Source organism: Oryzihumus sp. JJN4-3R, assembly GCF_057747915.1.
The window spans coordinates 3,560,406-3,584,535 of record NZ_CM173229.1; the positions used below are offsets into that span (position 1 = coordinate 3,560,406).

The following is a 24,130-nucleotide window of genomic DNA, read 5'->3' on the forward strand; positions in this document are numbered from 1 at the left end:
GCGGCACCCGGCATACCGGGAATGGTTTGGCGCCGTCGGCCGTTGCCCGGATAGTCTTGGTGTGCAGCCGCACGCCGGCTGTCTTTGACAAGTGCACAGTGCGACGGTTCCGCCCCCACGGGGGTGATCGGTTTCGACGTTGGTCGTCATTCCAGGGGAAGCGGGTCGAGAATGCAGGGTTATCTCGTTAACGCTCCCTGTAAACCAATAGGTGCCAATTCCAAGCGCACCGACTTCGCCCTCGCCGCCTGAGCGAGCCCCGAAGTCCGTCAGCCCCGGTTCGCTACTGACCGGGATCCTGGCGTCAGCTAGGTAGCTTGCTGCGCAGTCATGTCGGGGGACTGCGCGGGACTCTTACTCGACTGGGCCTGTCAGAGGACGTGTGCGCGCGAGCTCTGGGGCCGAGAAAATCCTCAGCGCACTGCACCCGGAGAAGCCCTGGATTCACGTCAGCGGACGCGGGTTCGATTCCCGCCACCTCCACCCCTCGCGGGCCGTCGCACTGTGAACTTCCTGAAGGGCCCCGACCACCGGTCGGGGCCCTTCGCCAAGTCCGACGCCATGTCCGACGCCGGAGTGACGCGGGCCTTGGCACGGCGGACGGGCAGACGACGTGCCTTGCGACAGGGGGCCGTCGTCCCTTTGCGGGAGATGGGTTCCCCCGCCGCTGACTAGCCTCGAATCGGCGTCACACACGCCCCGTGCAGGTGAGGGGATCGCTCGCCGACGGCAGGTCGATCGGATGGACCCATGACTGCTGACAGCCCAGCATCACCCCTCCCGCAGCCGGCGGGGCGACCAGACCGGTGGGGTGCGGCGTCGGGAGCCGAGGCCGCCGACGCCGGCGAGGCTGCCGCGTCCTCGCCCCGCCTGCACCTCTCGCCGCGGGTCATCGTCATCGGCAAGGCCGGCCTATTGGCCACGGCGTGCGCCGTCGTGGTCTCCGCGTTCGTGGTCGCCGGCCAGCAGGTGCAGGAGAGCGAGGCCGGCAGCCTGGTCGGAGCGGGGGGCTCCGCGTTGGCTCCGGGAGGGGAGGCAGGGGCGCTGGGGCAGCCGGGTCAGGGGTTGTTCGACCCGTGGGGTCTGACGCTGCCACGGCTCTCCAGCGCCCCACCGGCCAGCACGGGTGGCACCACCGGCGCCACCACCGGCACCTCGCCGCTGCTGGCGGTCCGCGCTCCTGTCGGGACCTCCTCGGTCGCAGGGACCCCGTCCTACCTGCGCTCGACCGGTTCGGGCGGCTTCATCGCCCCGGGCATCACCCGCGTCCCCGTGGTCGTGCCGCCTCCGCCCGGTGCTCCGCCGCCGCCCACGAGCACCACCTCGACACCTCCGCCGACGACGTCGACGACGTCCACGCCGCCGCCCACCACGTCGACGACCCCGCCGCCGACGTCGACCAGCACCCCACCGCCGACGTCGACCAGCACGCCGCCGCCCACGACCTCGACCCCACCGCCCACCACCTCGACCCCGCCGCCCACGACCACGACGGACCCGACGACCAGCACGCCGCCCCCCACGACGACCACGACGGATCCGACGACGAGCACCCCGCCGCCGACCTCCACGACGACCACGGACCCGCCGACCACCAGCACGACGACGGTGACGACGACCACGGTGACGACGACGTCGACGACCACCGACCCCACGACGAGCAGCAGCACGTCCGCGACGCCCGACCCGACGACGGGCACCACGCCGACCACGACCGGCTGAGCGACGCCCGGGGGACGGCCGCTCAGCCGGTCGCGGTCCCTGAAGCCGTCGAGGTCGGCGCCGGCTCGGACGTGGTCGTCGAGGCCGTGGGGGTCGCGGTGGCCTCCGGGCCGGTGTCGCCGGGGGCGGGGGAGTCCGTGCCTGAGGCGGTCGAGGGGGCAGTCGGGACCGGCGCGGGGGCCGTGGTCCCGGCGGGCTCGGGCGCGGTGCCCGTCGGCGTCGGGGTGGCGCTGGCCTCCGGGCCTGCGGAGGCAGGTGCGGTCCCTCCGACTGAGGCGGGTGATGTCGCCGACGGGGTGGGCGGCGCGGGTGGGGACTGCTGCAGCACCGACCGGATCTGGTCGGCGAAGTCGTCGAGACGGCCGCGGATCTGGTCCAGGGGCAGGTCCTGCAGGTGGGTCCCGAACGCCGCGATCTGCGTCCACAGGGCGTCCAGGCGGGCGGTCTCCTGCGGCGTCAGCTCCCGCGGCAGCGTGATCACCACCTGGTGGGCGAGGGCGTAGGTCAGGCACTGGAGGCACCGGTAGTTGACGGCGGCCGAGATGTTCTGGGGGATGGCGACGTCGGCCTGGCCGACGACGAGCACCACCTGGAACGCCACGGCGACCGTGCGGCAGGACCGGCAGCTGGCGAGAGCCCAGGCCTCGTTGCGATTGGTGACCGAGCCGTCGTCCGCCCACACCAGGGCGAACGCCACGTCGTAGAGGGTCGAGCCATCCGTGGTGTTGACGGCCAGTGCCTGGTTGTCGCCCTGGCCCGGGGCGCCCGGCGGGTTGAACGGGAAGACCCAGGCGGGCGCAGCAGCCTGCCCGGCGGCGGAGCCTGCGGCCACGCCCGGGCGCGGCACGAGGACCATCGCCAGGCGGGGGTGGTCGGCCGTGGGCAACAGCATCCGCGACGCCCAGACCGTGTGTGCGACACGGACCTGCCGGCCCTCCTGCAGCCCGGCCGCGGCCCGGACAGGGACGGCGTCCACCAGGGTGCCCCGCTCGTAGGGCTGGATCGGGCGGTAGCGGCCCGGGGTCGGCACCCACGCCCACGCCAGGAGGCCGACGAGGACCAGCGCCAGCAGCCCCGCGAGGGCACGACGGACCGGGTGGCCCCGGGTGGACCGCCACACCGAGCGCACCACCCGGCGCACGATGCGCACCAGCAGGTAGGCGGAGGCCAGGACCGGCAGGGCGATGGCCACGACCGACAGCAGCCGTACTCCGACGCGGGCGACGTCTCCGGCGGCCCAGGCGGTGTCGAGGGCGGCCCACTGGCGCCCGAGGTTGACCCACGCCGTCCCGACCACCCGGGGCAGCGCGACCACCATCAGCACCATCGACACCAGCAGCATGGGCACGACGACCAGCACCCAGGCGCTGACCACGGCCCGGGCCCACGGCTTGAGCACCCTGGCCTCGGGGCTGTGCCAGCGCGGCGGCCAGAGCCCGAGCAGGGTGGGCTTGATCCGGGCGTAGAGGTCGGGCACCCCGGTGAGGTCGGCCAGGATGTGGTAGCCGTCGAAGCGGACGAACGGCGCGAGCTGGCGAATCATCTGCAGGACCTGGGCGACGAGCACGAGCAGCAGCGCGTCCCAGCGGGTCCCCGCCCAGATGCCGAACATCGCCACGGCGACGATCGCGTTGAAGTAGAGGCCCCCCAGGTCGACCCGCACGCGTCCGGCCTTGCCCAGCCGGTAGCTGTCGGTGACGTCGGTGTAGAAGGCCGGCCAGACCAGGTAGAGGCCGGCGCCCAGCGCCCCTGGCGTCGCCCCGCCGTAGCGGCAGGCCGAGGCGTGCCCGAACTCGTGGAACCCGGCGGAGACCACCGTGACGGCGAAGATCAGCAGCAGCAGGCCCGGGCGGGCGAACGCCTCGTGGGTGGCGGAGGCGAGGCCCTTCTCGAAGAGCACCCAGCCGCTGGTGGCCAGGAACGCCAGCACGACGAGCGTGACCACGACGGGGTGGAACAGCGCGGCGAACGGGCCGGTGAGCCGCCGGGTGACGGCGGGGTCGGAGACGACGTAGCGCAGGCGCAGCGCCAGCAAGGGGTTGGCCTTGCGCACCTGCGGCTGGGAGCCGTCGGGCCCGGCGAGCAGCCCGAGCGGACGTAGCTTGCCCTCCAGCAGGGTCAGCACGTCCTCGCTCGTCAGCCGCCGGCCGAAGCGCTGGCTGACCACCGTGGCGATCTCCTCCGGGCCGCGGTGACCGTCGACGGCCTCGAGGACCAGGTGCAGCAGCCGGGTCAGCTGGATGGTCTGGCCGTCCAGACGGCGGACCAGCGCCGGGGGCACGCGGTAGCCGGAGCCGGGCAGCTCCCCGAGCAGCTCGATCCCGTCGGCACGGCTGGGCGCCGCCGCAGCGGCGGCTGACGCCGAGGCGTCAGCCGCCGCTGCGGAGGTGGCGTCGGACTCCGAGGTGAGGCTCACCGACCGGGCTACTGGGAGATCTGCGAGGTCTGGTCGGCCGTCGCGTCCGCGGTGACCCCGTCGAGGTGCTGGCTGATCGAGGCGCTCTGGTCGGCCACCGCCGTGGCCTCGGAGCCGATCGAGCCGACGTTGGCGGAGACCGAGGCGTCGATCGGCGCGGCGACGTTGGCGTTGGCGGCGACGGCTCCGTCGATCGGTGCGGCCAGCTTGGCGTCCACCGCGGCGTTGACGTCGACGTTGAGCAGGTTGCCGTCGAGGGCGCCGGAGGAGGTCGTGGGCACGGCGTCGACGCCGCTGCCGGAGGTGCCGGTCGTGGGGGTGGTCGTCCCGCCCGTGGGGTCAGTCGTCCCGCCGGTGGAGGTGCCCGTGTCCGGCGTCCCCTGGTGGATGGCGCTGTCCTGGGGGGCATGGGCGATCGCGTCGCCGGAGAGGCCCTGGTCGATGTGGACGTCCTGGTGGGCGAGGGCGCCGGCGGCCGAGCCGGCCGAGAGGATGTTGGCCCCCACGGAGGCGTTGATCGGCGCGGCGACGTTGGCGTTGGCGGCGACGGCCAGGTCGATCGGGGAGGCCACGTCGAGGCCGAGGTCGAGGTCGGCGTTGAGGTCGAGCAGCGAGATCACCTCCTTGTCGGGGAGCGCCGTGCCGCTCTCGGCGGCGAGCTCGTCCGGGGTCAGGGGCTCCAACTGGTCGCTCATCTGTCACTCCGTCCCGGCACCGTGGGGTGCCGTCGTGTGCCCACACGGCGCCCGGGTCCGGGGCCGCGGCCAGCAAGGGAGGGAGGGCCGGTCGTCCCCCCACCCGACGCACGGTTACCTACCCGCATCCGCTCCGGCGGAAACATCGGGTGCCCCGTGGGGGTGAACGACCGTGGGCCCGACCTCGTGACTGGAGTGAGTCCCTTTGGAGGTCACCATGCGCATCCTCAGCGCCCTCGGATCCGTCGCCCTGTTGTCCCTCGCCGCGTGCGGGACGGCCTCGTCCGGCGGGTCCGCCGGGTCCGGCGCGTCCTCCTCGCCGGCCCCGTCCCCCAGCTCTGCCACGTCCAGCCCGGCTGCCACCGGCGCGGTGCTGGCCGTCCGCACGACCTCGCTCGGCCCGGTGCTGGTCGACTCCCGCGGTCGCACCGTCTACCTGCTGACCGCGGACAAGAGCTCCTCGGCCCCCGCGGGGCACTCCACGTGTACGACGTCGTGCCTGAGCTACTGGCCCGCCGTTGCGGCGCCCGCGAGCATGCCTGCGACCCTGCCCGGCGTCACGGCCCGGGTCTCCAGCGCCGCGTCGATGGGCGGTGGCAAGCTGCTCACCGCCGCCGGGTGGCCGCTCTACACCTTCGTGAAGGACCAGAAGCCGGGCGACGTCACCGGTCAGGGTGTCCAGGCCTTCGGCGGCACCTGGTATGCCGTGACCCCCTCGGGCCAGCCGGTCACCGCCAAGGCGTCCCCCACCAGCAGCGGCACGGGCCGCTACGGCTACTGACGGGCGCCCGGCACCGACCGGACACCGCTCAGCCCGCGAATCCGTCTGTCTTCGGAGCGGATTCGCGGGCTGAGCGGTGTCCGCCTGCGCCGGAGGGGCAGCAGTCCGGGGGCAGCGGAGCGGCCGCCGGGATGTCCGGGGCAGCGGAGCGGCTGCCCGGATGGCGGGGTGAAGGGCAGCCGGTCAGGTGGTGAGCTGGAGGACCGGGGTGCCGGTCGAGGTCCGCACCTCGAGGCGGGCGATGTCGGCGGCGTGCACCGCGCTCGCACCGCTGACCAGCGAGATCCGCCCTGGCACCGCCGCCCAGCTCGCCACCTGGGCGGCGTGCCCCGCGCGGTCCACCACGACGAGGACGTAGGAGGCCGCCGGGTCGGGGCCGTAGCGGGTGTCGTAGCTGCAGGTCAGGTCGATCCGCGTGCCCCAGGCCACGTCCACGAGCCTGGCGCTCGCGTGCAGCGAGGTGGCCGACACCTGCGACAGCGCGGTGCCGGTCGGCGGCGCGGCGGGTGGCGTGGTGGAGTGGGCCAGGCCGCCGGCCAGGCCCACGGCCAGACCGGCCGCGGCCACGGCGCCCAGGGCGGCCGTCCACCGCCGGCGCAGCTGCCGGCGGTGCACCGCCCGCGCGAGCGCCGGCAGCAGCGTCGGGGGAGGTGGGGACGCTGGCTCGTCGAGCAGGTCGGCGAGGTCCACCTTGGCGAGCAGGCCCGGCATACCCGCGAGCTCGCCCACCGCGCGCGCGCAGTCCGGGCACCCGCTCAGGTGCTCCTCGTAGGTGCGCCGGTCCTCCGGGCTCAGGGCGCCCAGCACGTAGGCAGCGTCGTGCTCGGCGAACGGGTCGACCGTCATGACGTCACCCCCATCTCCTGCAGTGCCAGGCGCAGCGCACGCAGCGCGTAGTGGGTCCGGGACTTGACCGTGCCCTCGGGGATCTCGAGCACCCGGGCCGCCTCCGCGACGGACCGGCCCTGGAAGTAGCACTCTCTCAGGACCGCGCGGTGCTCGGGGGAGAGACGGGTCAGCGCGTCGGAAACCAGCCACTTCTCCAGCAGGGCGTCCGTGCGGTCGGCGCCGGCGACCTCCGGGGGGTCCTCCACCGGCAGCTCGTGCCGGGATCGCGCCGAGCGCCATTCGTCGATGACGACGCGTCGCGCCACGGTGAACAGCCAGGCGCGCGCGGACCCCTCGGACTGGTCCAGCACCCGCGGGGACTTCCACGCCCGCAGCAGGGTCTCCTGGACGACGTCCTCGGCCCGGGCGCGGTCCCCGCCGGTGAGGCGCAGGCAGAAGCCCCACAGGGCCGCCGCGTGCTCCGCGTGCAGGGCCTGCATCAGCTCGTCCGGGGTTCCGCTCACCACACCTCCCACCGCCACCACGAGGCCGCCGCCTCCATGGTTCACCCGGCAGGCTCAGGGGTGCAGCACCGCCGCTCCGTCGAAGACGCCCATGGCGAGGTCGCGCAGCGCCCCGTCGGCCCAGGCCAGCGGGTAGGAGTGGGTCGTGGCCCGGATGTCCAGGCGCGCGGCGAGGGTGAGCAGCTCCTCCCCGTCGGCGCGGGTGTTGGCCGTGACGCTGCGCAGCCGGCGCTCCTGGAACAGCTCGTGGTCGTAGTTCAGCGAGGGGATGTCCGACATCCAGATGCCGGCGACGGCGGCGGTGCCCCCGCGGTCGAGGGCCCGCAGCGCGACCGGGACGAGCTCGCCGCTGGGCGCGAACAGGATGGCGCCGTCGAGCTTCTCCGGCGGCTCGTCGGTGGGGCCGCCGACCGAGTCGGCGCCCAACGCGGCGGCCAGGCGGCGGTTGCGGTCCCCGCGGGTCAGGACGTGGACCCGGATGCCCTGCTTGAGCGCGATCTGCGCGGTCAGGTGGGCGCTGCCGCCGAAGCCGTAGACCCCCAGCGCCCCGCCGGGGCGGACGGCCGCCGCCTTCAGTGCCCGGTAGCCGATGATCCCGGCACACAGCATCGGCGCCGCCTGGTCGTCGCTGAGGGAATCGGGCAGCGCGTAGGCGAACCGCTCGTCGACGACGCACGCCTCGGCATACCCGCCGTCGACGTCCCACCCGGTGAAGGTGGGGGAGAGGCACAGGTTCTCCTCCCCACGCCGGCAGAACCGGCAGGTGCCGTCCGTCCCGCCCAGCCACGCCACCCCGATGCGCTCGCCGATGCCGAACCGCCGCGCGCCGGGGCCGAGCGCCTCGACCACGCCGACGACCTCGTGCCCGGGGATCACGCCGTGCCGGCGCGGCGCCAGGTCGCCCTCGGCCAGGTGCAGGTCGGTGCGGCACACCCCGCAGCAGGACACCCGCAGGCGGACCTGCCCTGGCCCGGGCACCGGCGCCTCCCGCTCCAGCTCGCGCAGGGGGCTGCTGCCGATGGGGCCGGGCCGGTCCACGATCCACGCCTTCATGCCGGAAGCGTGGTCGGGGCGGGGCGGCCAAGTCAGGTCGAAGGTCCCGTGTGGAACCGGTTGCGGTGGGCAGGCGCGTCGGCCAGCGTGGGGACCGGTATGCCGTGTGCCCGACCAGGAGGGGACGTCCATGGCTCTAGACCCGGACCTCGAGGCGGTCGACCTGTGGTGGCGTGCCGCCAACTACCTCGCGGTCGGCCAGATCTACCTGCTGGACAACCCCTTGCTGCGCGAGCCGTTGCGCGCCGAGCACGTCAAGCCCCGGCTGCTGGGGCACTGGGGGACCAGCCCGGGCCTGAGCCTGGTCTACGCGCACCTGAACCGCCTCATCCGGGAGCGGGACCTGGACATGGTCTACGTGGCCGGCCCCGGCCACGGCGGTCCTGCCGTCGTGGCCAACACGTGGCTGGAGGGGACCTACAGCGAGGTCTACCCGCACGTCGGCCAGGACGAGGACGGACTGCGCCGGCTGTTCCGGCAGTTCAGCTTCCCCGGCGGCATCCCGAGCCACGTGGCACCGGAGACCCCGGGCTCGATCCACGAGGGCGGCGAGCTCGGCTACTCCCTGGCGCACGCCTTCGGGGCGGCGTTCGACAACCCGGACCTCGTCGTGGCGTGCGTGGTCGGCGACGGTGAGGCCGAGACCGGGGCGCTCGCGGCGAGCTGGCACTCCACGGCGTTCCTCAACCCGGTCACCGACGGCGCGGTGCTGCCGGTGCTGCACCTCAACGGCTACAAGATCGCCGCGCCGACGATCCTCGCCCGGATGCCCGAGGAGGCCCTGGACCAGCTGCTCCGGGGTTGTGGCTGGGCCCCGCACTTCGTCACCGGTGACGACCCGGAGCAGGTGCACCAGGCCCTGGCCCGGACCCTGGACGAGGCGCTCGACATCATCGACGCCATCCGCGAGCGGGCGCGCTCGGCCGACCCGGACGAGCCGGTCGAGCGTCCCCTGTGGCCGATGGTGGTGCTGCGGACCCCCAAGGGCTGGACCGGCCCGCGGGAGGTCGACGGGGTGCCGGTCGAGGGCACGTTCCGCTCCCACCAGGTGCCGCTGGCCGGGGTGCGCACCAATCCCGAGCACCTGGCCATGCTCGAGGAGTGGCTGCGCTCCTACCGGCCCGAGGAGCTCTTCGACGAGGACGGCGCCCCGGTGCCGGCCCTCACCGCGGCCGCCCCGCAGGGGCACCGTCGGATGAGCGACAACCCCCACGCCAACGGGGGCCTGCTCACCCGGTCGCTGGACCTGCCGGACCTCGCGGCGCACGCGGTCGCGGTCGAGCACCCGGGCCGGGGTGACAGCGCGGCCACCCAGGTCCTCGGGGGCTGGCTGCGCGAGGTGGTGCGCGCCAACCCCGATCGGTTCCGCATCATGGGCCCGGACGAGACGGCGTCCAACCGCCTGCAGGACGTCTTCGACGTGACCGACCGGGTCTGGATGGCCCAGCGGCACGCCGACGACGACCACCTGGCGCCGGACGGCCGGGTCATGGAGGTCCTCTCGGAGCACCTGTGCCAGGGCTGGCTCGAGGGCTACCTGCTCACCGGCCGGCACGGGTTGTTCAACTGCTACGAGGCCTTCGTGCACATCGTCGACTCGATGTTCAACCAGCACGCGAAGTGGCTCAAGGTCACCAAGGACATCCCGTGGCGCCGGCCGATCCCCTCGCTGAACTACCTGCTCTCCTCCCACGTCTGGCGCCAGGACCACAACGGCTTCTCCCACCAGGACCCCGGGTTCATCGACCACGTGGTCAACAAGAAGGCCGGGATCGTCCGCGTCTACCTGCCCCCGGACGCCAACTCGCTGCTGGCCGTGGCCGAGCACTGCCTGGCCGGGACCGACAAGGTCAACGTCATCGTCGCCGGCAAGAACCCGGCGCTGGACTACCTGACGCTGGAGGAGGCGCGCGCCCACTGCGCCCGGGGCGTCGGGATCTGGGAGTGGGCGGGCACCTCCAGCGGTGAGGTGCCCGACGTCGTGCTCGGGTGTGCGGGCGACGTGCCGACCCTGGAGACGCTGGCCGCGGCGGCCCTGCTGCGCCAGCACTTGCCCGACCTGCGCGTCCGCGTCGTCAACGTCGTCGACCTCATGCGGCTCCAGCCGACGGCGGAGCACCCGCACGGGCTCTCCGACCGTGACTTCGACGAGGTGTTCACGACCGACCGCCCGGTGGTGTTCGCCTTCCACGGCTACCCGTGGCTGATCCACCGCCTCACCTACCGGCGCACCAACCACGCCAACCTGCACGTGCGCGGCTACAAGGAGGAGGGGACCACCACCACGCCCTTCGACATGGTCATGCTCAACGACCTCGACCGCTTCCACCTGGTCATCGACGTCATCGACCGGGTCCCGGGGCTGGGGGTCCGCGCCGCCGGGCTGCGCCAGGAGATGGTGGACCGGCGGATGGCCGCGCGGGCGTGGACCCGCGAGCACGGCGAGGACGAGCCTGCGGTGAGCGGCTGGGCCTGGCCCTGGGACCGCGACGGCGCGCCGTCCGAAGGGGCCGGCGCGTGAGGGTCCTGACCGTCAACGCCGGCTCGAGCAGCCTCAAGCTGGCGCTGCTCGACGACGACGTGGTGGTCGACGCCGAGGAGGTCGCGGCCACGTCGGGCCGGGCCGCGCCGGAGGAGCTGGCCGCCGCGGTCCGGCGCCTCGACGGCGTCGACGCGGTGGGGCACCGGGTGGTCCACGGGGGCACCCGGTTCATCGCGCCGACCCGCGTGGACGAGGCGACCCGGGCGGAGCTGGAGGAGCTGGTCGACCTGGCGCCACTGCACCAGCCCAAGTCGCTGGCCGCGCTCGACGCGGTGGCCGCTGCGCTGCCGGGGGTGCCGGCCGTCGCCTGCTTCGACACGGCCTTCTTCGCGGAGCTGCCCGCGGCGGCCCGGACCTACGCGGTGCCCGGCGACTGGACCCGCCGCTGGGAGCTGCGCCGGTTCGGCTTCCACGGCCTGTCCCACGAGTGGGCCAGCGGGCGCGCCGACGCGCTGCTCGGCGACGGCGGACGGGTGGTGGTCGCCCACCTCGGCTCCGGCTGCTCGCTCTCGGCGGTCGTCGACGGCCGGGCGGTGGACACCACGATGGGCTTCACCCCGCTGGAGGGGCTGGTGATGGGCACCCGGTCGGGGTCGGTGGACCCGGGGCTGCTGCTGTGGCTGGAGGAGCACGAGGGCCTGAGCCCGCACGAGGTGGGCGACGCACTGGAGCACCGCTCGGGCCTGCTCGGGCTCTGCGGGACCGCCGACATGCGCGAGGTCCTGGCGCGGGCGGCCGAGGGCCACGCCGACGCGGTCCTGGCCCGCGACACGTGGGTGCACCGGTGCGTCACCGGCGTGGGGGCGATGGCCGCCGCTGCGGGAGGCGTGGACGCCCTGGTGTTCACCGGCGGGGTGGGGGAGCGCTCGGCCGAGCTGCGCCGCCGGGTGGCCGGGCCCCTGGCGTTCCTGGGGATCCGCCTCGACGCCGTCGCCAACGAGGGGGCCGGCAGTGAGGAGGTGGACGTCAGCACCGGCGACGGGCCGCGGGTGCTCGTGGTGCCCGCGCGGGAGGACCTGGTGATCGCGCGGCAGACCCGGCAGGCCCTCGGGGGCTGACGCCGCAGACCGCCCCGGTATGCCGGGTGCCCGCCTCGGGTGCCCCGGCGCGCCTCGCGCGGGGTGCCCGGTCTCAGGCGGGCCGGCGCAGGCGGACCAGGGCGTCCAGGGCCACCCGGGGCCCGGACTCGGTCTCGACGTGGCGTTCCACGCAGTCGGCGCGCTCGGTGATGAGCCCGAGGCCCTCGACGTCGGAGACCACGTCGGCCGCCGTGAAGAGCACGCGCGGGTCCTGCGGACCACCCCAGCCGTCGTGCAGGTTGCTGCTGTCGTGACCGACGACCAGCAGCACTCCGCCCGGCGCGACCGCCACGGCGGCGTGGCGAAGGGCGCTGCGCCGCTCCGGCGCCGGCAGCTGGAGGTAGCAGACGAGCACCAGGTCTGCCGAGGCCACCGGCTGCTCGGTGGTCACGACGTCGGCGCAGACCCACTCCAGGGCAAGGTGCTCCCCGGTGGCCTCGCGCCGGGACTGTTCCGCCCGCCCCTTGGCCAGGCCCTCCTGCGCGAAGTCGACCGCCCGCACCTGCCAGCCGGTCGAGGCCAGCCACAGGGCGTTGCGTCCCTCGCCGCAGGCGAGGTCCACGGCCCGGCCGGGCCGGACGTCACGCAGCTCGCGTTCGACCCACTGGTTCGGGGTGGCCGACCACACGAGGTCGGACCCGGCATACCGGGTGTTCCAGGCGTCGGCGTCCATGACGCCAGCCTGTCACCTCGTGGCGCGCGCGGCCTCCTCCTCGGCGACCTTGGCGCGCACCTCGTCCATGTCGAGCTCGCGGACCGCGGTGATGACCTGCTCGAGGGCCTGCGCGGGCAGCGCCCCCGGCTGGGCGAAGACGAGGATCCCGTCGCGGAACGCCATCAGCGTGGGGATGGAGCTGATCCCCGCCGCGGCGGACAGGCTCTGCTCGGCCTCGGTGTCGACCTTGCCGAAGGTGATGTCCGGGTGGGCCTGCGAGGCCTGGTCGAAGATGGGCGCGAACATGCGGCACGGACCGCACCACTCGGCCCACCAGTCGACCAGGACGATGCCGTCGCGGGTCACCGTGGACTCGAACGTCTGCGCGGTCAGGGCGGTGGTCGCCATCTCTGGTTCCTTCGATCGTGAAGCGGCTGTCGAGGGGTACAACGGCGCTGGTGGCGTCCTGCTTCCCGCGGTTGGCGCATGGGGTGGCCCACGTCGTGCGAGAGTTGCCCCCATGAGCGAGGAGTCGGTGGTCGGCGAGGCCGTCGACGCAGCCAAGGGCGCGGTCGAGGAGGTGGCTCGCGCGGTCGACGACGCGGTGCCCAACGAGGCCGAGGTCAGCGACCGGGAGCTGGGTGCGGCCGGCCGTCGGGCGGCGTGGGCGGGGCCGGTGTTCGCCCTGCTGGCGGCGGCCATGGTGCCGTGGGCCATCTACCTGGCGATCACCCTGCCCGCCAAGGCGACGGCCCGGCACTACGACCTGGCCTGGGTCGGCTTCGACCTGGCGCTGCTGGCCGTGCTGGCGTGGACGGCGTGGACGGCCTTCCGCCGGTCCCCGACGCTGACCGTGGCGGCCTCGATGACCGCCACGATGCTGTGCGTCGACGCCTGGTTCGACGTCGTCACCGCCCCGACCCACAAGGATCTCGTGCTCGCGCTGGGCATGGCGCTGGTGGTCGAGGTGCCGCTCGCCGCGGTGTGCATCTGGCTGGCCCGCAACGGCCAGCGGATCGCCGAGCGGCTCGTGGTGATCCGCCTGCGTCGGCGGCGCCGCCGTCGCCTGCGCACACCCTGAGCAGCGGCTTTGCGCGGGCTGTGACCGGCGTCATTGACAGCCGGGCGATTTGCACCCCTTTCGTCCGACCCGTCATCTTGCTTGGTCATGACCACCTCAGCCCAGACAGCGACGGAGGCTCCGGAGTCGGGCAGTCTCGACGCCGGCCTCAAACCGCGCCACATCACCATGATCTCGATCGCCGGGGTCATCGGAGCAGGACTGTTCGTCGGATCCTCGACCGCGATCGCGGCAGCAGGTCCGGCCGTGCTCATCGCCTACGCCCTCGCCGGGACGCTCGTCGTCCTCGTGATGCGCATGCTGGGCGAGATGGCCACCGCCTCCCCTGACACCGGGTCGTTCTCGACCTACGCCGACAAGGCCCTGGGCCGCTGGGCCGGGTTCTCCATCGGCTGGCTCTACTGGTGGTTCTGGGTCCTCGTGATCCCCATCGAGGCCACCGCCGGCGCCAAGATCCTCAACAACTGGCTCCCCGGCGTGCCGACCTGGGCGTTCGCCCTGATCATCACGGGCGTGCTGATGGGCACCAACCTGTTCAGCGTCTCCAACTACGGCGAGTTCGAGTTCTGGTTCGCCCTGATCAAGGTCGTGGCGATCGTCGCCTTCATCGTCCTCGGTGCGCTCGCCATCACCGGCGTGCTGCCCGGCTCGCACACCTCCGGGGTGGGCCACCTCTTCGGCGACGGCGGCTTCATGCCCAACGGGTTCGGCGCCGTGCTCGCCGCCATGCTCACGACGATGTTCACCTTCATGGGCACCGAGATCGTCACGATCGCGGCGGCCGAGTCGCCCAACCCCGAGCAGGGCATCCGCAAGGCCGTGAACTCCGTGATCTCGCGGATCAGCCTGTTCTACCTCGGCTCGATCCTCGTCGTGGTCTCCCTCGTCGCCTGGAACGCCAAGGGCCTGGCTGAGAAGGGCTCCTACCAGTTCGCCCTCGAGCAGATGGGCATCAGCTGGGCCGCCCCGGTGATGGACGTCGTGATCCTCACCGCCGTCGCGTCCTGCCTCAACTCCGCGCTCTACACCGCCAGCCGCATGGCCTTCTCGCTGTCGCAGCGCGGCGACGCCCCCAAGGGCTGGTCCACCACGACCAAGCGCGGCGTCCCCGCGCAGGCCATCATCGCCAGCTCGGTCGTCGGCTTCCTCGGCGTGGCCGGCAACTACCTGCTGCCGGAGAAGATCTTCGGCTACCTGCTGGCCAGCTCCGGTGCCATCGCGCTGTTCGTCTACCTCGTGATCGCCTGCTCGCAGCTGGTCATGCGTCGTCGTCTCGACGCCGAGGGTCACCAGCCGGCCGTGCGCATGTGGGCCTTCCCGGCGCTGACCTACGCGACGATCGCGTTCATCGCGGCCGTGCTCGTGCTCATGGTCATCCGTCCCGAGCACCGGCTCGAGCTCGAGCTCAGCGTGGTGCTGGCGGCGGTGATTGTCGCCATCGGTGTGGTCCGGCGCAAGGGCTCGGTTCGGAATACCCGCCAGTAGTTGGAAAGATGAGGCGCATGCCAGCTGCGCCTTCGGTCTCCAACTCCATCACTGTCCGCCTCGAGCTCCCGGCGCGTGCCACCGCCGTCAGTGAGCTCACCACCGCGATCGAGCGCAGCGGCGGCCTGGTCACGGGACTCGATGTCACCGCGTCCGGGCCGTCGCGGCTGCGCGTGGACGTCACCGCCGCCGCGCGGGACAGCAGCCACGCCGACGAGATCGTCACGGCCATGCGGGCCGTCGAGGGCGTGCAGATCGGCAAGGTCAGCGACCGGACGTTCCTGGTCCACCTCGGCGGCAAGCTCAAGGTCGAGTCGAAGGTCCCGATCCGCAACCGCGACGACCTGTCGCTGATCTACACCCCGGGCGTGGCGCGCATCTGCACCGCCATCGCCGAGAACCCCGACGACGCCCGGCGCCTGACCATCAAGCGCAACACGGTCGCGGTCGTCACCGACGGGTCCGCCGTGCTCGGCCTGGGCAACCTCGGGCCGCTGGCCGCCCTCCCGGTGATGGAGGGCAAGGCCGCGCTGTTCAAGCGCTTCGCCGACATCGACGCCTTCCCGATCTGCCTGGACACCCAGGACACCGACGAGATCGTGGCCGCAGTCAAGGCCATCGCGCCGGTGTTCGCCGGCATCAACCTGGAGGACATCTCCGCGCCGCGGTGCTTCGAGGTCGAGGCGCGACTGCGCGAGGAGCTCGACATCCCCGTCTTCCACGACGACCAGCACGGCACGGCGATCGTGGCGCTGGCTGCGCTGCGCAACGCCCTGCGCGTGGTCGGCAAGAAGCTCCCCGACGTGCGCATCGTCATGAGCGGCGCCGGTGCCGCCGGCACCGCGATCCTGAAGCTGCTGATCAAGGCCGGCGCCGAGGACGTCGTGGTCGCCGACTTCCACGGCGTGGTGCACGCGGAGCGTGAGGACATCGTCAGCAACGGCCACGACAGCCTGCGCTGGATCGCGGCCAACACCAACCGGCGCGGGCTCACCGGGTCGCTCAAGGAAGCCCTGGCCGGCGCCGACGTGTTCATCGGCGTCTCCGCGCCGCACATCCTCACCGGCGAGGACATCGCCACGATGGCCCCGGAGGCCATCGTCTTCGCGATGGCCAACCCCGAGCCGGAGGTCGACCCGGCCGAGGCGGCGCGCCACGCGGCCGTGGTGGCCACCGGCCGCTCCGACTTCGCCAACCAGATCAACAACGTCCTGGCCTTCCCCGGCGTCTTCCGAGGTCTGCTCGACGCCGCCTCCACCTCGGTCAACGACGAGGTGCTGCTCGCGGCGGCCGACGCGCTGGCCGGGGTGGTCACCGACGACGAGCTCAACCCCGCCTACATCGTCCCCAGCGTGTTCCACCCCGACGTGACCAAGGTCGTCGCGGCGGCGGTGGAGGCGGCGGCGCTGAAGGCCCGCGCGGCCGAGCCCGGCACCGACCCGGCGTGACCGCCCTGTGGCCCGTCGCCGACCGGCGACGGGCCTGGCGCTGGGCGTTCCTGGGGTCCTTGGTGGTGCAGGCGGTGGCGGTCTACGCCCCGTCCGCCCCGGGTGCGGGGGAGCTGCACGGCATCGACAAGGTCGTCCACGTGACGGTCTTCGCCGTGCCCGCGGTGGCCGGGCTCATGGCCGGCCTCCGGCCGTCGTGGCTGCTGGCCGTGCTCGCGGTGCACGCCCCGGTGAGCGAGCTGGTCCAGCACGTGGCCCTGCCGCACCGGGACGGCGACCTCGGTGACGTGGCGGCGGACCTGCTCGGCGTCGGGCTGGGGGCGATCGCGGTGCACCTGTGGCGCCGCCGCCGCGCCTGAGCCGCGACGTCCGTCCTCGGACCGCTCGCGTACGACGCGCTCGTGCGGGGTCTGGGTGAGCGCGAATACGTCGGTGGCCGTAGGGTTCCCTTCGCGCTTCGTGGTTGCGTAGTCGTTGGCCCACAAAGGGTTCAGCCGCCTTATCGCCCACTTGCACCGAGCAGAGCCCGCCCCGACCGTGACCCAGGACGACAGCAGCCGAGACGCCATGACCGCACCGATCGTGATCCGCATCCGCTTCCCACGCCGCGCCTCCCTCACCGTCCTCAGCGCCGCCGTGGTCGCCACGGCCGTCATGGGTGCCATCTCCGGTCCGCCGGCCGGCCTGGGCCAGCGCACCGCCCAGACAGCCGATGGGCCCGGCCCCGTTGCCGGGTCCGACGACCTGCCGCGCCTCGAGGCCTGGCAGGGTCCGGACGGCTACCTCGGCGACGGCACCGGAGCGAAGGACCGGCTGCGCGCCCAGCGAACTGCCCGGGTGGCGTTCGTGGCCGAGCGGATGACCGGGCCCTCGGACAACTTCGCGATCCCGCGCACCGTCCTCGACGCCTACCAGCGGGCTGCCAAGTCGGTGGCCGCGTCCGACCCCTCCTGCCACCTGCCGTGGTGGGTGCTTGCCGGGATCGGCCGGATCGAGTCCGGCCACGCGGCCGACGGGCGGGTGGACGCCTCCGGGACGACCCGCGGGCACATCCTCGGCCCGGTCCTCGACGGTTCGCTCGCCGGCACAGCCGTCATCCGGGACACCGACCGCGGCCGGCTGGACGGGGACCGGCACTTCGACCGGGCCGTGGGCCCCATGCAGTTCGTGCCCGCCACGTGGGCGGCCTACGCCTCCGACGGCAACGGTGACGGCGTCTCCAGCCCGCACAACGTCTTCGACGCCACGTTGGCGGCGGGGCGCTACCTGTGCGCCGGCTCGCTCGACCTCGGCACCGACGCCGGACTCGCGCGGGCGATCCTGCGCTACAACGACTCCGACTCCTACCTGAAGTCGGTGCTCGCCTGGGGCATCGCCTACCGCGACGGCACGACGCCGACCCTGGACGCCACCGGGCGGGTCCCGGCCGGGTCCCCGCGCCGGCCGGAGTCGACCCCGGCGATCCGCGCCCTGCGGGCAGCCCTGGCCGCGTCGGCGACGGGCTCGCCGACGTCCTCACGCGGACCGGGGGGCTCCCGCACGACCTCCCAGTCGTCCTCCACGGGCGGCACCACGACGGGCTCCGGCTCGGGCACCACCGGCAGCCCCTCGTCCTCCACGACCGGCGCCTCGGGCAGCCCGACGTCGTCCTCGTCGGCCACCAGCCCGACCTCGACCAGCTCGTCCTCCAGCTCGACCTCCACCACCTCGACCTCGAGCAGCTCGACCTCCACGACCAGCACGTGCCCGGGGCAGAGCCCCTCCAGCAGCGGCACGAGCACCAGCAGCACCTCGACCACCTCGTCCTCGACGGGCACGTCCAGCACCACCGGAGCGACGGACCCCTCGACCACGGGCGCGGGTCCGGACCCGTCGTGCACCTCCAGCCCGACGGGGTCGGCGACCTCCTCCACGGCCGACGCGGGGTCCTCCACGACCCAGCCCACGACCCGGACGGCCACCCGCACCGGGCGCTGAGGCCTCCGTCACGACGCCGGCGCGGTGGTCAAGGCACCGCGCCGGCGCTGGTAGACTTGGGTCATCCCCCGCATGGACAGGCGCAGATAGCGCCGACCGGTACGTGCACGTGGCACGCGGTTGAGGCGGGGGCCGATGCCGGATGACAACCGTTACCTCCGGCCCGCCGGGCGCAGCACGACACGCGCCTGAGGCTCGTTCTCATCGTTACCGCAGCAGGTAGCTCGAGGCGTGCCTACCTCGAGTACCGAAGTGGATTCGTCGATGACCAATCACTCCGGGCGCTCCTCTGCGCCCAAGAAGGCCCGCTGGACCGCCGCCAAGAAGGCGGACGCCCAGAAGGGCCCCAAGAAGCCGCACCGCGGCCAGGCCCCCCGCTCGTATGACGACCGCGCGCCCCAGGCGCGTCAGGACCGTCCCGCGCGTCGTGAGTTCGACCGCGACGACCGCCCGCAGCGTCGTTTCGAGCGCGATGACCGCCCGCAGCGTCGCTTCGAGCGCGATGACCGTCCGGCCCGTCGTGAGTTCGGCCGGGACGAGCGCCCGCAGCGTCGTTTCGACCGGGACGACCGCCCCCAGCGTCGTTTCGACCGGGACGAGCGCCCGCAGCGCAGCTTCGACCGCGACGACCGCCCGCAGCGTCGCGAGTTCAACCGTGATGACCGTCCGCAGCGCAGCTTCGACCGCGACGACCGCCCCCAGCGTCGTTTCGACCGGGACGAGCGCCCGCAGCGCAGCTTCGACCGCGACGACCGCCCGCAGCGTCGCGAGTTCAACCGTGACGACCGTCCGCAGCGCAGCTTCGACCGCGACGACCGCCCCCAGCGTCGTTTCGACCGGGACGAGCGCCCGCAGCGTCGTGAGTTCAACCGCGACGACCGGCCCCAGCGTCGGGAGTTCAACCGCGACGAGCGCCCGCAGCGTCGCGAGTTCAACCGCGACGACCGGCCCCAGCGCCGGTTCGACCGCGACGACCGGCCCCAGCGCCGGTTCGACCGGGATGACCGCCCGCGTCGCCAGTTCGACCGTGACGAGCGCCCGGCCCGTCGCGAGGAGACCGTGGAGGCTCCCGTGACCATTGCCGACGACAACGGCTTCGCCGCGCTCGGCCTGCCCACCCCGATCGTCGCCCGGCTCGCCCGGGACGGCATCACCACGCCGTTCCCGATCCAGGCCGCGACCATCCCGGACGCCCTGGCCGGCAAGGACGTGCTCGGCCGCGGCCAGACCGGCTCCGGCAAGACGCTGTCCTTCGGCCTGCCCACGCTGGCCCGCCTCGCGGCGGGGGAGCGGGCCAGGCCGCGCAAGCCCAAGGCGCTCATCATGACGCCGACCCGCGAGCTGGCCATGCAGGTCAGCGACGCCCTGCAGCCGCTGGTCCACGTGCTCGGCCTGAGCCACAAGCTCGTCGCCGGTGGCATGCCCTACCCGCCGCAGCTGATGGCGCTGGAGAAGGGCGTCGACCTGCTCATCGCCACCCCGGGCCGGCTCAACGACCTCATCGAGCGCGGCGCCGTCGAGCTCGACGAGATCGAGATCGCCGTCCTCGACGAGGCGGACCACATGGCCGAGATGGGCTTCCTGCCCGAGATCACGATGATCCTCGACCTGATCCCCGCCGGCGGGCAGCGCCTGCTCTTCTCGGCCACCCTCGACCGCGGCATCGACACCGTCGTGGAGCGCTACCTCACCGACCCGGTGACGCACTCCACCGACGACGCCACGGCGAGCGTGACGACGATGGAGCACCACATCCTGCTCATCGAGCCGATGCACAAGAAGGTCATCACCGCCGAGGTGGCCAACCGCGAGGGCCGCACCGTGGTCTTCGTGCGCACCAAGCTCGGCGCCGACCGCGTCGCGGAACAGCTGCGCGAGCAGGGTGTCTTCGCAGCGGCCCTGCACGGTGGCCTGAACCAGGGCGCGCGCAACCGCGTCCTCGGCGCGTTCCGCGACGGCAAGCTGCCGGTCCTGGTGGCCACCGACGTCGCCGCGCGCGGCATCCACGTCGACGACGTCAGCGTCGTGCTCCAGGTCGACCCGCCGGCCGACCACAAGGACTACCTGCACCGGTCCGGCCGCACGGCCCGCGCCGGGGACAAGGGCACCGTGGTGACCCTCGCCCTGCCGCACCAGCGCCGCGGCATGGAGCGGATGGCCAAGGAGGCGGGCCTCGCGACCGTCCCGACCCGGGCCCTGCCCGGCGACGACGTGCTCGCCGCCACCGGCGCCCGGACCCCTAGCGGCGTGCCGGTGCCCGAGCACGAGTTCCGTCGCCTGCTCGAGGGCGAGAAGCGCCAGCACCGCCGCCCCGGTGGCCCGGGCCGGCCCCGCGGCCAGCGCAGCAGCTTCCGCGGCCCGCGGTACTGAACGCCTGCGACGGGGTGACCCGTCACACGACGATCGGCCCTCCTCGCTGACGGGAGCGGCAGGCAGAATGCCCGGTGTGGAGTCCCAGTTCCTCACCGGGCACCTGCTTGTCGCGACCCCGCAGACCGGGGGTGACGTCTTCCGGCGAAGCGTCGTCCTCGTGCTGCACCACGACGAGGAGGGCGCCCAGGGCGTCGTCATCAACCGTCCGCTGGACGCGACGGTCGATGCCGTGCTGCCTGGGTGGGAGGAGGTGGCGACCCCACCGTCCCAGGTCTTCCAGGGCGGTCCGGTCGCGCTGGACTCGGCCCTCGGGCTGGTCTCCGTGCCCGGTGGGGGAGAGGCACCGATGGGGGTCAAGCTGCTCTTCGGCAGCCTGGGCCTGGTCGACCTCGACATCCCGCCGCCGGTCGTCGCCCCCGAGATCGCGGGCCTGCGCATCTTCGCCGGGTATGCCGGGTGGTCACCCGGGCAGCTGGAGGACGAGATCGAGGCCGGCGGGTGGTACGTCGTGGAGGCCGAGGCCCGGGACGGCTTCAGCGCCGAGCCGGAGACGTTGTGGACCAGCGTGCTGCGCCGTCAGCGCGGCAACCTCGCGCTCGTGGCAACCTTCCCCGACGACCCGAGCATGAACTGATCGGGTCGGTCCGCCTGTGGCGGTGACTGCCGTCGCCGGCTGCGTGGGCACCAGGCTCGGCACCGGCCGGTAGCTAGGCTGCGGCGGGTGCACGAGCCGGTGCCTGACGCCTACGCCGCAGCGTTCGACGCACGATGTGATGCCGCCGAGGGCCCCGGAACACGCCGAGCGGACGGGCCCGGCATCCATGGGCTGGTCCCGGTCGACGGGGAGTCACCCACCGAGCTCCTGGTCCTGGACGACCGAGCCGTCGACGCGCTCTCGGCCGTGCTGCCGCTGACCTCGGCCGGCACGGTCCGGGTCCACGACGCGGCCAGGCGGTGCGCCGAGCTCATGCACCGGGACCGGACGTGGACGCCGAAGGCGGTCACGGCCATGGTGTGCCACGACCTTCGTGCCGTGCCGGAACCCCTGCTGCCTGCCGGCCTGACGCTGCGCCCGGTGCGCCGCGTCGCCGAGGACCCACGCGACGGCGTGCCGTTGCGGGATGCGGTGGCTGCCGCCGGGCGGGCGACGCCGGCGGGTGAGGTGTCGACGGCGGCACTCCTGACGTACCTGAGGTCGCTGCCGGGGAGTCCCCGGCTCTTCGCGGCGGTCGACGACGACGGCATCGTGCGCGGCACGAGCGGGTCGCGGACCTTCTCATCGCACGCGTACGTGTTCTTCGTCAACACCGACCCCGGCTGGCGACGCCGCGGCCTGGGGCTGGCCATGACCGCGGCCGCGCTGCGCTCTGCGGTGGAGTCGGGGGCGACGCGGGCCAGCCTCGACGCCAGCGGGGCAGGCATCCCGCTCTACCAGCGGCTGGGCTTCACCGCTGTCGCCCGGATCACCCAGTTCTCCCGCGCCGGCTGATCAGGCGTGCGCGGCATCGAGGGCAGCCTGCAGGCTCTGCTTGTAGCCCTCGCTGGTGTAGGTCGCCCCGCTGACGCTGTCGATCTGGGCGGACTGCGCGGACAGCGCCTCCTGCCGCAGCACCGGGGCGGCGCGGCCGCTGATCCGGACCGAGGTCGAGGAGCTGTCGGTCAGCTTCACCGCCACGACGTCGCTGAGGCGCTTGCCCACGAGCACCGCCTTGACCTGCACCGTCCCGTAGGGGGTGCTGACCAGTGCGCCCGTCACCGAGCGGCGGGTGGGCGCGGCCGGGCTCGCCTTCGAGGCCGCCGACCCCTTCGAGGCCGACTTCTTCGAGGCCGAGCCCTTCGGCGACCCACCCGTGGCGGCGGTGCTCGGTGGCGGCGCCGCCGCGGCGACGTGGACGCCGGCCACGGGTGAGCTGCCCTGGTGCGCGCCGGCGTCCCAGCTCGTGATCAGGGCGGCCGCGCCGGCGACGGCCAGGGCGGCTCCGGTCAGCACTCTCACCAGGAGAACCTCTCGTCGTGGATGTGGGCCCGGGGCACGCGTGCCCGGCGCAGGCTGGTGTGGACCAGGTCCATCCACACCGGCGGTCCGCACAGGTAGACGTCGTGCTCGCGCAGGCGAGGGACCAGCGCAGCCAGGGCGGAGGCGTCGTCGTCCCCGCGGCCCACGTGCTCGGGCAGCCAGGACCCGCGCACCGGGGGGCCGGTCAGCAGGTGCAGCTGGTGGCCGCCGCGGCGGCTGACCTCGTCGAGCTCCTCGCGCAGCGCGAGCTGGGAGGCGCTGTCGGCCCGGTAGATGACGGTCACGTCACCGGGAGCCGTGGCCGGGTCGCGTGCCAGCTCCTCGGCCAGGGCGCGGATCGGCGTCACGCCGATGCCGGCGGCCAGCAACAGCACGCGGCGTCGGGTCCGCCGGCGTGTGGTGAACGCGCCGTACGGGCCCTCGACCAGGACCTTCGTGCCGGGCCGCAGGTCGGCCAGGAGGCTGGAGTGGTCGCCGAGCTCGCGCACGGTCAGCCGCAGGCTCCTGCCGTCGGGCTGGGCGGACAGGGACCACGGGTGGGCGGCGGCCCACAGGCCGCGGGTCAGGAAGCGCCACTGGAAGAACTGGCCGGCGCGGGCCTGCAGCGCGCCCAGGTCCCGGCCCCGGACGTGGACCGACCAGGTGTCGTCGGTCTCCTGGACCACGCGCTCGACGTACAGCCGGTGCCGCACCGAGCGGTAGACCGGGATGGCGAACCGCCACCAGATGATGCTGGCGGCCACCAGGACGTACAGGCCGAGCCAGGCGAGGCGCACCAGCCCGCTGCGGGTGATGTCCGAGCCGACCGAGAGCTGGTGGGGAATCGCCAGGGCGACTGCCGCATACGCCCCCAGGTGCACGAGGTGCCAGCGCTCGTAGCCGACGCGGCGCATCGCCGCCCGGACCGACGTCACCGCGATGAGGATGAGCAGGGCCAGGGCGATGGTCGCGGTGAGCATGTCGGGGACGCCGGAGAGCATCGCGAACGGCTCCCGCAGCCACCCCGACCACCACGGCATCCCGTCCCGCGCGGCGTAGCCCAGCACCAGCGACTCGGCGTGCACGAGCACCAGCGGGATGGTCACCCGGCCGAGGACCCGGTGGGCCTTCAGGGCCCGGTCCGAGCCGTAGACCCGGTCCACCCACGGCACCCGTGCCGCGAGCAGCATCTGCACCAGCAGCAGGTCCACGGAGACCAGGCCGGTCAGCTGGCCCACGGCCACCAGGCGGGCGCCCCACGACCCCGTCGTCAGGTGCTGGCCGCCGCCGTCGCGCAGGAACACCGAGACGGTGCCGACGAGCAGGACGGCCGCGAGGACCTCGAGCAGGTCACTGGTGCGGGCGCGCCACCGCTGGTGGCTCTGCCCACGCGCCCGCAGCTGCCGGCGACCGGCACGTCCGGGCACCTGCAGCTCGGGGGTCGGTGAGGGGGCTGCCATGCTCACCAGAGTGGG

At 73.6% G+C, this 24,130-nt stretch carries 21 protein-coding genes and 1 other RNA gene; 12 read left to right on the forward strand and 10 right to left on the reverse strand.

All coding sequences use genetic code 11. From position 1 onward, the window contains the following. The first annotated feature begins 119 nt into the window (after window positions 1-119). Window positions 120-486: a transfer-messenger RNA gene (ssrA, locus tag AC3ANM_RS16920) on the forward strand. Window positions 487-1,214: 728 nt separating this feature from the next. Here the strand turns inward: ssrA and AC3ANM_RS16925 are convergent. Genes AC3ANM_RS16925 through AC3ANM_RS16935 form a run of 3 tightly spaced genes read right to left on the reverse strand, consistent with a single transcriptional unit; the run spans window position 1,215 to window position 4,833 of the window. Further along, a complete protein-coding gene (locus AC3ANM_RS16925; RefSeq protein ID WP_488285582.1) occupies window positions 1,215-1,703 on the reverse strand; it encodes a hypothetical protein in 489 nt (162 codons plus the stop codon). Between the two features lie 41 nt (window positions 1,704-1,744). Continuing rightward, a complete protein-coding gene (locus tag AC3ANM_RS16930; protein ID WP_488285583.1) occupies window positions 1,745-4,138 on the reverse strand; it encodes a hypothetical protein in 2,394 nt (797 codons plus the stop codon). Between the two features lie 8 nt (window positions 4,139-4,146). Further along, entirely contained in the window at window positions 4,147-4,833 is a 687-nt protein-coding gene (locus tag AC3ANM_RS16935) for a peptidoglycan-binding protein (RefSeq protein WP_488285584.1), read from the reverse strand. Between the two features lie 217 nt (window positions 4,834-5,050). On the opposite strand from AC3ANM_RS16935, the gene AC3ANM_RS16940 reads away from it, so the two are divergent. After that, window positions 5,051-5,614, forward strand: coding sequence for a COG4315 family predicted lipoprotein (locus AC3ANM_RS16940; RefSeq protein ID WP_488285585.1), 564 nt, complete (start codon window positions 5,051-5,053; stop codon window positions 5,612-5,614). Window positions 5,615-5,797: 183 nt separating this feature from the next. Here the strand turns inward: AC3ANM_RS16940 and AC3ANM_RS16945 are convergent, their stop codons facing one another. The 3 genes from AC3ANM_RS16945 to AC3ANM_RS16955 are packed head-to-tail and all read right to left on the reverse strand — an operon-like array spanning window position 5,798 to window position 8,019. Further along, on the reverse strand, window positions 5,798-6,460 hold the full coding sequence (locus tag AC3ANM_RS16945; RefSeq protein WP_488285586.1) for an anti-sigma factor family protein: 663 nt from the start codon (window positions 6,458-6,460) through the stop codon (window positions 5,798-5,800). Further along, entirely contained in the window at window positions 6,457-6,966 is a 510-nt protein-coding gene (locus AC3ANM_RS16950; RefSeq protein WP_488285587.1) for a sigma-70 family RNA polymerase sigma factor, read from the reverse strand. The genes AC3ANM_RS16945 and AC3ANM_RS16950 overlap by 4 nt, the downstream gene beginning before the upstream one ends. A gap of 54 nt (window positions 6,967-7,020) precedes the next feature. Further along, entirely contained in the window at window positions 7,021-8,019 is a 999-nt protein-coding gene (locus tag AC3ANM_RS16955) for a zinc-dependent alcohol dehydrogenase family protein (protein ID WP_488285588.1), read from the reverse strand. Window positions 8,020-8,149: 130 nt separating this feature from the next. Between AC3ANM_RS16955 and AC3ANM_RS16960 the strand changes: the two genes are divergently transcribed. Continuing rightward, window positions 8,150-10,540 (forward strand): phosphoketolase family protein, encoded by a 2,391-nt coding sequence (locus AC3ANM_RS16960; protein ID WP_488285589.1) that lies wholly within the window; start codon window positions 8,150-8,152, stop codon window positions 10,538-10,540. Beyond that, window positions 10,537-11,619, forward strand: coding sequence for an acetate/propionate family kinase (locus tag AC3ANM_RS16965; protein ID WP_488285590.1), 1,083 nt, complete (start codon window positions 10,537-10,539; stop codon window positions 11,617-11,619). The genes AC3ANM_RS16960 and AC3ANM_RS16965 overlap by 4 nt, the downstream gene beginning before the upstream one ends. Before the next feature lie 73 nt (window positions 11,620-11,692). On the opposite strand, the gene AC3ANM_RS16970 is transcribed toward AC3ANM_RS16965, so the two are convergent. Further along, complete coding sequence (locus tag AC3ANM_RS16970; protein ID WP_488285591.1) at window positions 11,693-12,313, reverse strand: class I SAM-dependent methyltransferase; 621 nt, start codon at window positions 12,311-12,313, stop codon at window positions 11,693-11,695. A 12-nt stretch (window positions 12,314-12,325) separates the two neighbouring features. Then, window positions 12,326-12,703, reverse strand: coding sequence for a thioredoxin (gene trxA / locus AC3ANM_RS16975; RefSeq protein ID WP_488285592.1), 378 nt, complete (start codon window positions 12,701-12,703; stop codon window positions 12,326-12,328). Between the two features lie 112 nt (window positions 12,704-12,815). Here trxA and AC3ANM_RS16980 point away from each other — a divergent pair, with 112 nt between their 5' ends. From AC3ANM_RS16980 to AC3ANM_RS17015, 8 genes are all read left to right on the forward strand, one after another. Next, window positions 12,816-13,376 carry a hypothetical protein gene (locus AC3ANM_RS16980; RefSeq protein ID WP_488285593.1) on the forward strand — a complete coding sequence of 187 codons (561 nt, stop codon included), beginning with the start codon at window positions 12,816-12,818 and terminating at the stop codon, window positions 13,374-13,376. An 87-nt stretch (window positions 13,377-13,463) separates the two neighbouring features. Next, entirely contained in the window at window positions 13,464-14,861 is a 1,398-nt protein-coding gene (locus AC3ANM_RS16985) for an amino acid permease (RefSeq protein ID WP_488285594.1), read from the forward strand. A gap of 17 nt (window positions 14,862-14,878) precedes the next feature. Next, on the forward strand, window positions 14,879-16,309 hold the full coding sequence (locus AC3ANM_RS16990) for an NAD-dependent malic enzyme (RefSeq protein ID WP_488285595.1): 1,431 nt from the start codon (window positions 14,879-14,881) through the stop codon (window positions 16,307-16,309). Then, window positions 16,306-16,668, forward strand: a complete 363-nt coding sequence (locus AC3ANM_RS16995) for a VanZ family protein (RefSeq protein ID WP_488285596.1) — start codon at window positions 16,306-16,308, stop codon at window positions 16,666-16,668. The genes AC3ANM_RS16990 and AC3ANM_RS16995 overlap by 4 nt, the downstream gene beginning before the upstream one ends. Before the next feature lie 208 nt (window positions 16,669-16,876). Then, window positions 16,877-18,286, forward strand: coding sequence for a lytic transglycosylase domain-containing protein (locus AC3ANM_RS17000; RefSeq protein WP_488285597.1), 1,410 nt, complete (start codon window positions 16,877-16,879; stop codon window positions 18,284-18,286). 264 nt (window positions 18,287-18,550) lie between these two features. Beyond that, window positions 18,551-20,656 (forward strand): DEAD/DEAH box helicase, encoded by a 2,106-nt coding sequence (locus tag AC3ANM_RS17005; protein ID WP_488285598.1) that lies wholly within the window; start codon window positions 18,551-18,553, stop codon window positions 20,654-20,656. 67 nt (window positions 20,657-20,723) lie between these two features. Then, the gene (locus AC3ANM_RS17010) at window positions 20,724-21,293 is read left to right on the forward strand and encodes a YqgE/AlgH family protein (protein ID WP_488285599.1); all 570 of its coding nucleotides are present in this window, start codon (window positions 20,724-20,726) and stop codon (window positions 21,291-21,293) included. An 87-nt stretch (window positions 21,294-21,380) separates the two neighbouring features. Next, on the forward strand, window positions 21,381-22,148 hold the full coding sequence (locus AC3ANM_RS17015; RefSeq protein WP_488285600.1) for a GNAT family N-acetyltransferase: 768 nt from the start codon (window positions 21,381-21,383) through the stop codon (window positions 22,146-22,148). Here AC3ANM_RS17015 and AC3ANM_RS17020 read toward each other — a convergent pair whose 3' ends face one another. Beyond that, window positions 22,149-22,655: an FMN-binding protein gene (locus tag AC3ANM_RS17020; protein WP_488285601.1), complete on the reverse strand. Its 507-nt coding sequence runs from the start codon at window positions 22,653-22,655 to the stop codon at window positions 22,149-22,151. It lies immediately after the preceding gene. Continuing rightward, window positions 22,652-24,115 carry a ferredoxin reductase family protein gene (locus tag AC3ANM_RS17025; RefSeq protein ID WP_488285602.1) on the reverse strand — a complete coding sequence of 488 codons (1,464 nt, stop codon included), beginning with the start codon at window positions 24,113-24,115 and terminating at the stop codon, window positions 22,652-22,654. Before AC3ANM_RS17025 ends, AC3ANM_RS17020 begins: the two co-directional genes overlap by 4 nt. Between the last annotated feature and the right edge of the window lie 15 nt (window positions 24,116-24,130).

Bases quoted from the DNA above. Each gene is read 5' to 3' on its own strand.
- AC3ANM_RS16945 (WP_488285586.1), bottom strand. From the start codon at position 6,460: ATGACGGTCGACCCGTTCGCCGAGCACGACGCTGCCTACGTGCTGGGC.
- AC3ANM_RS17025 (WP_488285602.1), bottom strand. From the start codon at position 24,115: ATGGCAGCCCCCTCACCGACCCCCGAGCTGCAGGTGCCCGGACGTGCC.
- AC3ANM_RS16990 (WP_488285595.1), top strand. From the start codon at position 14,879: ATGCCAGCTGCGCCTTCGGTCTCCAACTCCATCACTGTCCGCCTCGAG.
- AC3ANM_RS16970 (WP_488285591.1), bottom strand. From the start codon at position 12,313: ATGGACGCCGACGCCTGGAACACCCGGTATGCCGGGTCCGACCTCGTG.
- AC3ANM_RS16935 (WP_488285584.1), bottom strand. From the start codon at position 4,833: ATGAGCGACCAGTTGGAGCCCCTGACCCCGGACGAGCTCGCCGCCGAG.
- AC3ANM_RS16955 (WP_488285588.1), bottom strand. From the start codon at position 8,019: ATGAAGGCGTGGATCGTGGACCGGCCCGGCCCCATCGGCAGCAGCCCC.
- AC3ANM_RS16985 (WP_488285594.1), top strand. From the start codon at position 13,464: ATGACCACCTCAGCCCAGACAGCGACGGAGGCTCCGGAGTCGGGCAGT.
- AC3ANM_RS17005 (WP_488285598.1), top strand. From the start codon at position 18,551: ATGACCAATCACTCCGGGCGCTCCTCTGCGCCCAAGAAGGCCCGCTGG.
- trxA (WP_488285592.1), bottom strand. From the start codon at position 12,703: ATGGCGACCACCGCCCTGACCGCGCAGACGTTCGAGTCCACGGTGACC.
- AC3ANM_RS17010 (WP_488285599.1), top strand. From the start codon at position 20,724: ATGCCCGGTGTGGAGTCCCAGTTCCTCACCGGGCACCTGCTTGTCGCG.
- AC3ANM_RS16940 (WP_488285585.1), top strand. From the start codon at position 5,051: ATGCGCATCCTCAGCGCCCTCGGATCCGTCGCCCTGTTGTCCCTCGCC.
- AC3ANM_RS17000 (WP_488285597.1), top strand. From the start codon at position 16,877: ATGACCGCACCGATCGTGATCCGCATCCGCTTCCCACGCCGCGCCTCC.
- AC3ANM_RS16980 (WP_488285593.1), top strand. From the start codon at position 12,816: ATGAGCGAGGAGTCGGTGGTCGGCGAGGCCGTCGACGCAGCCAAGGGC.
- AC3ANM_RS16960 (WP_488285589.1), top strand. From the start codon at position 8,150: ATGGCTCTAGACCCGGACCTCGAGGCGGTCGACCTGTGGTGGCGTGCC.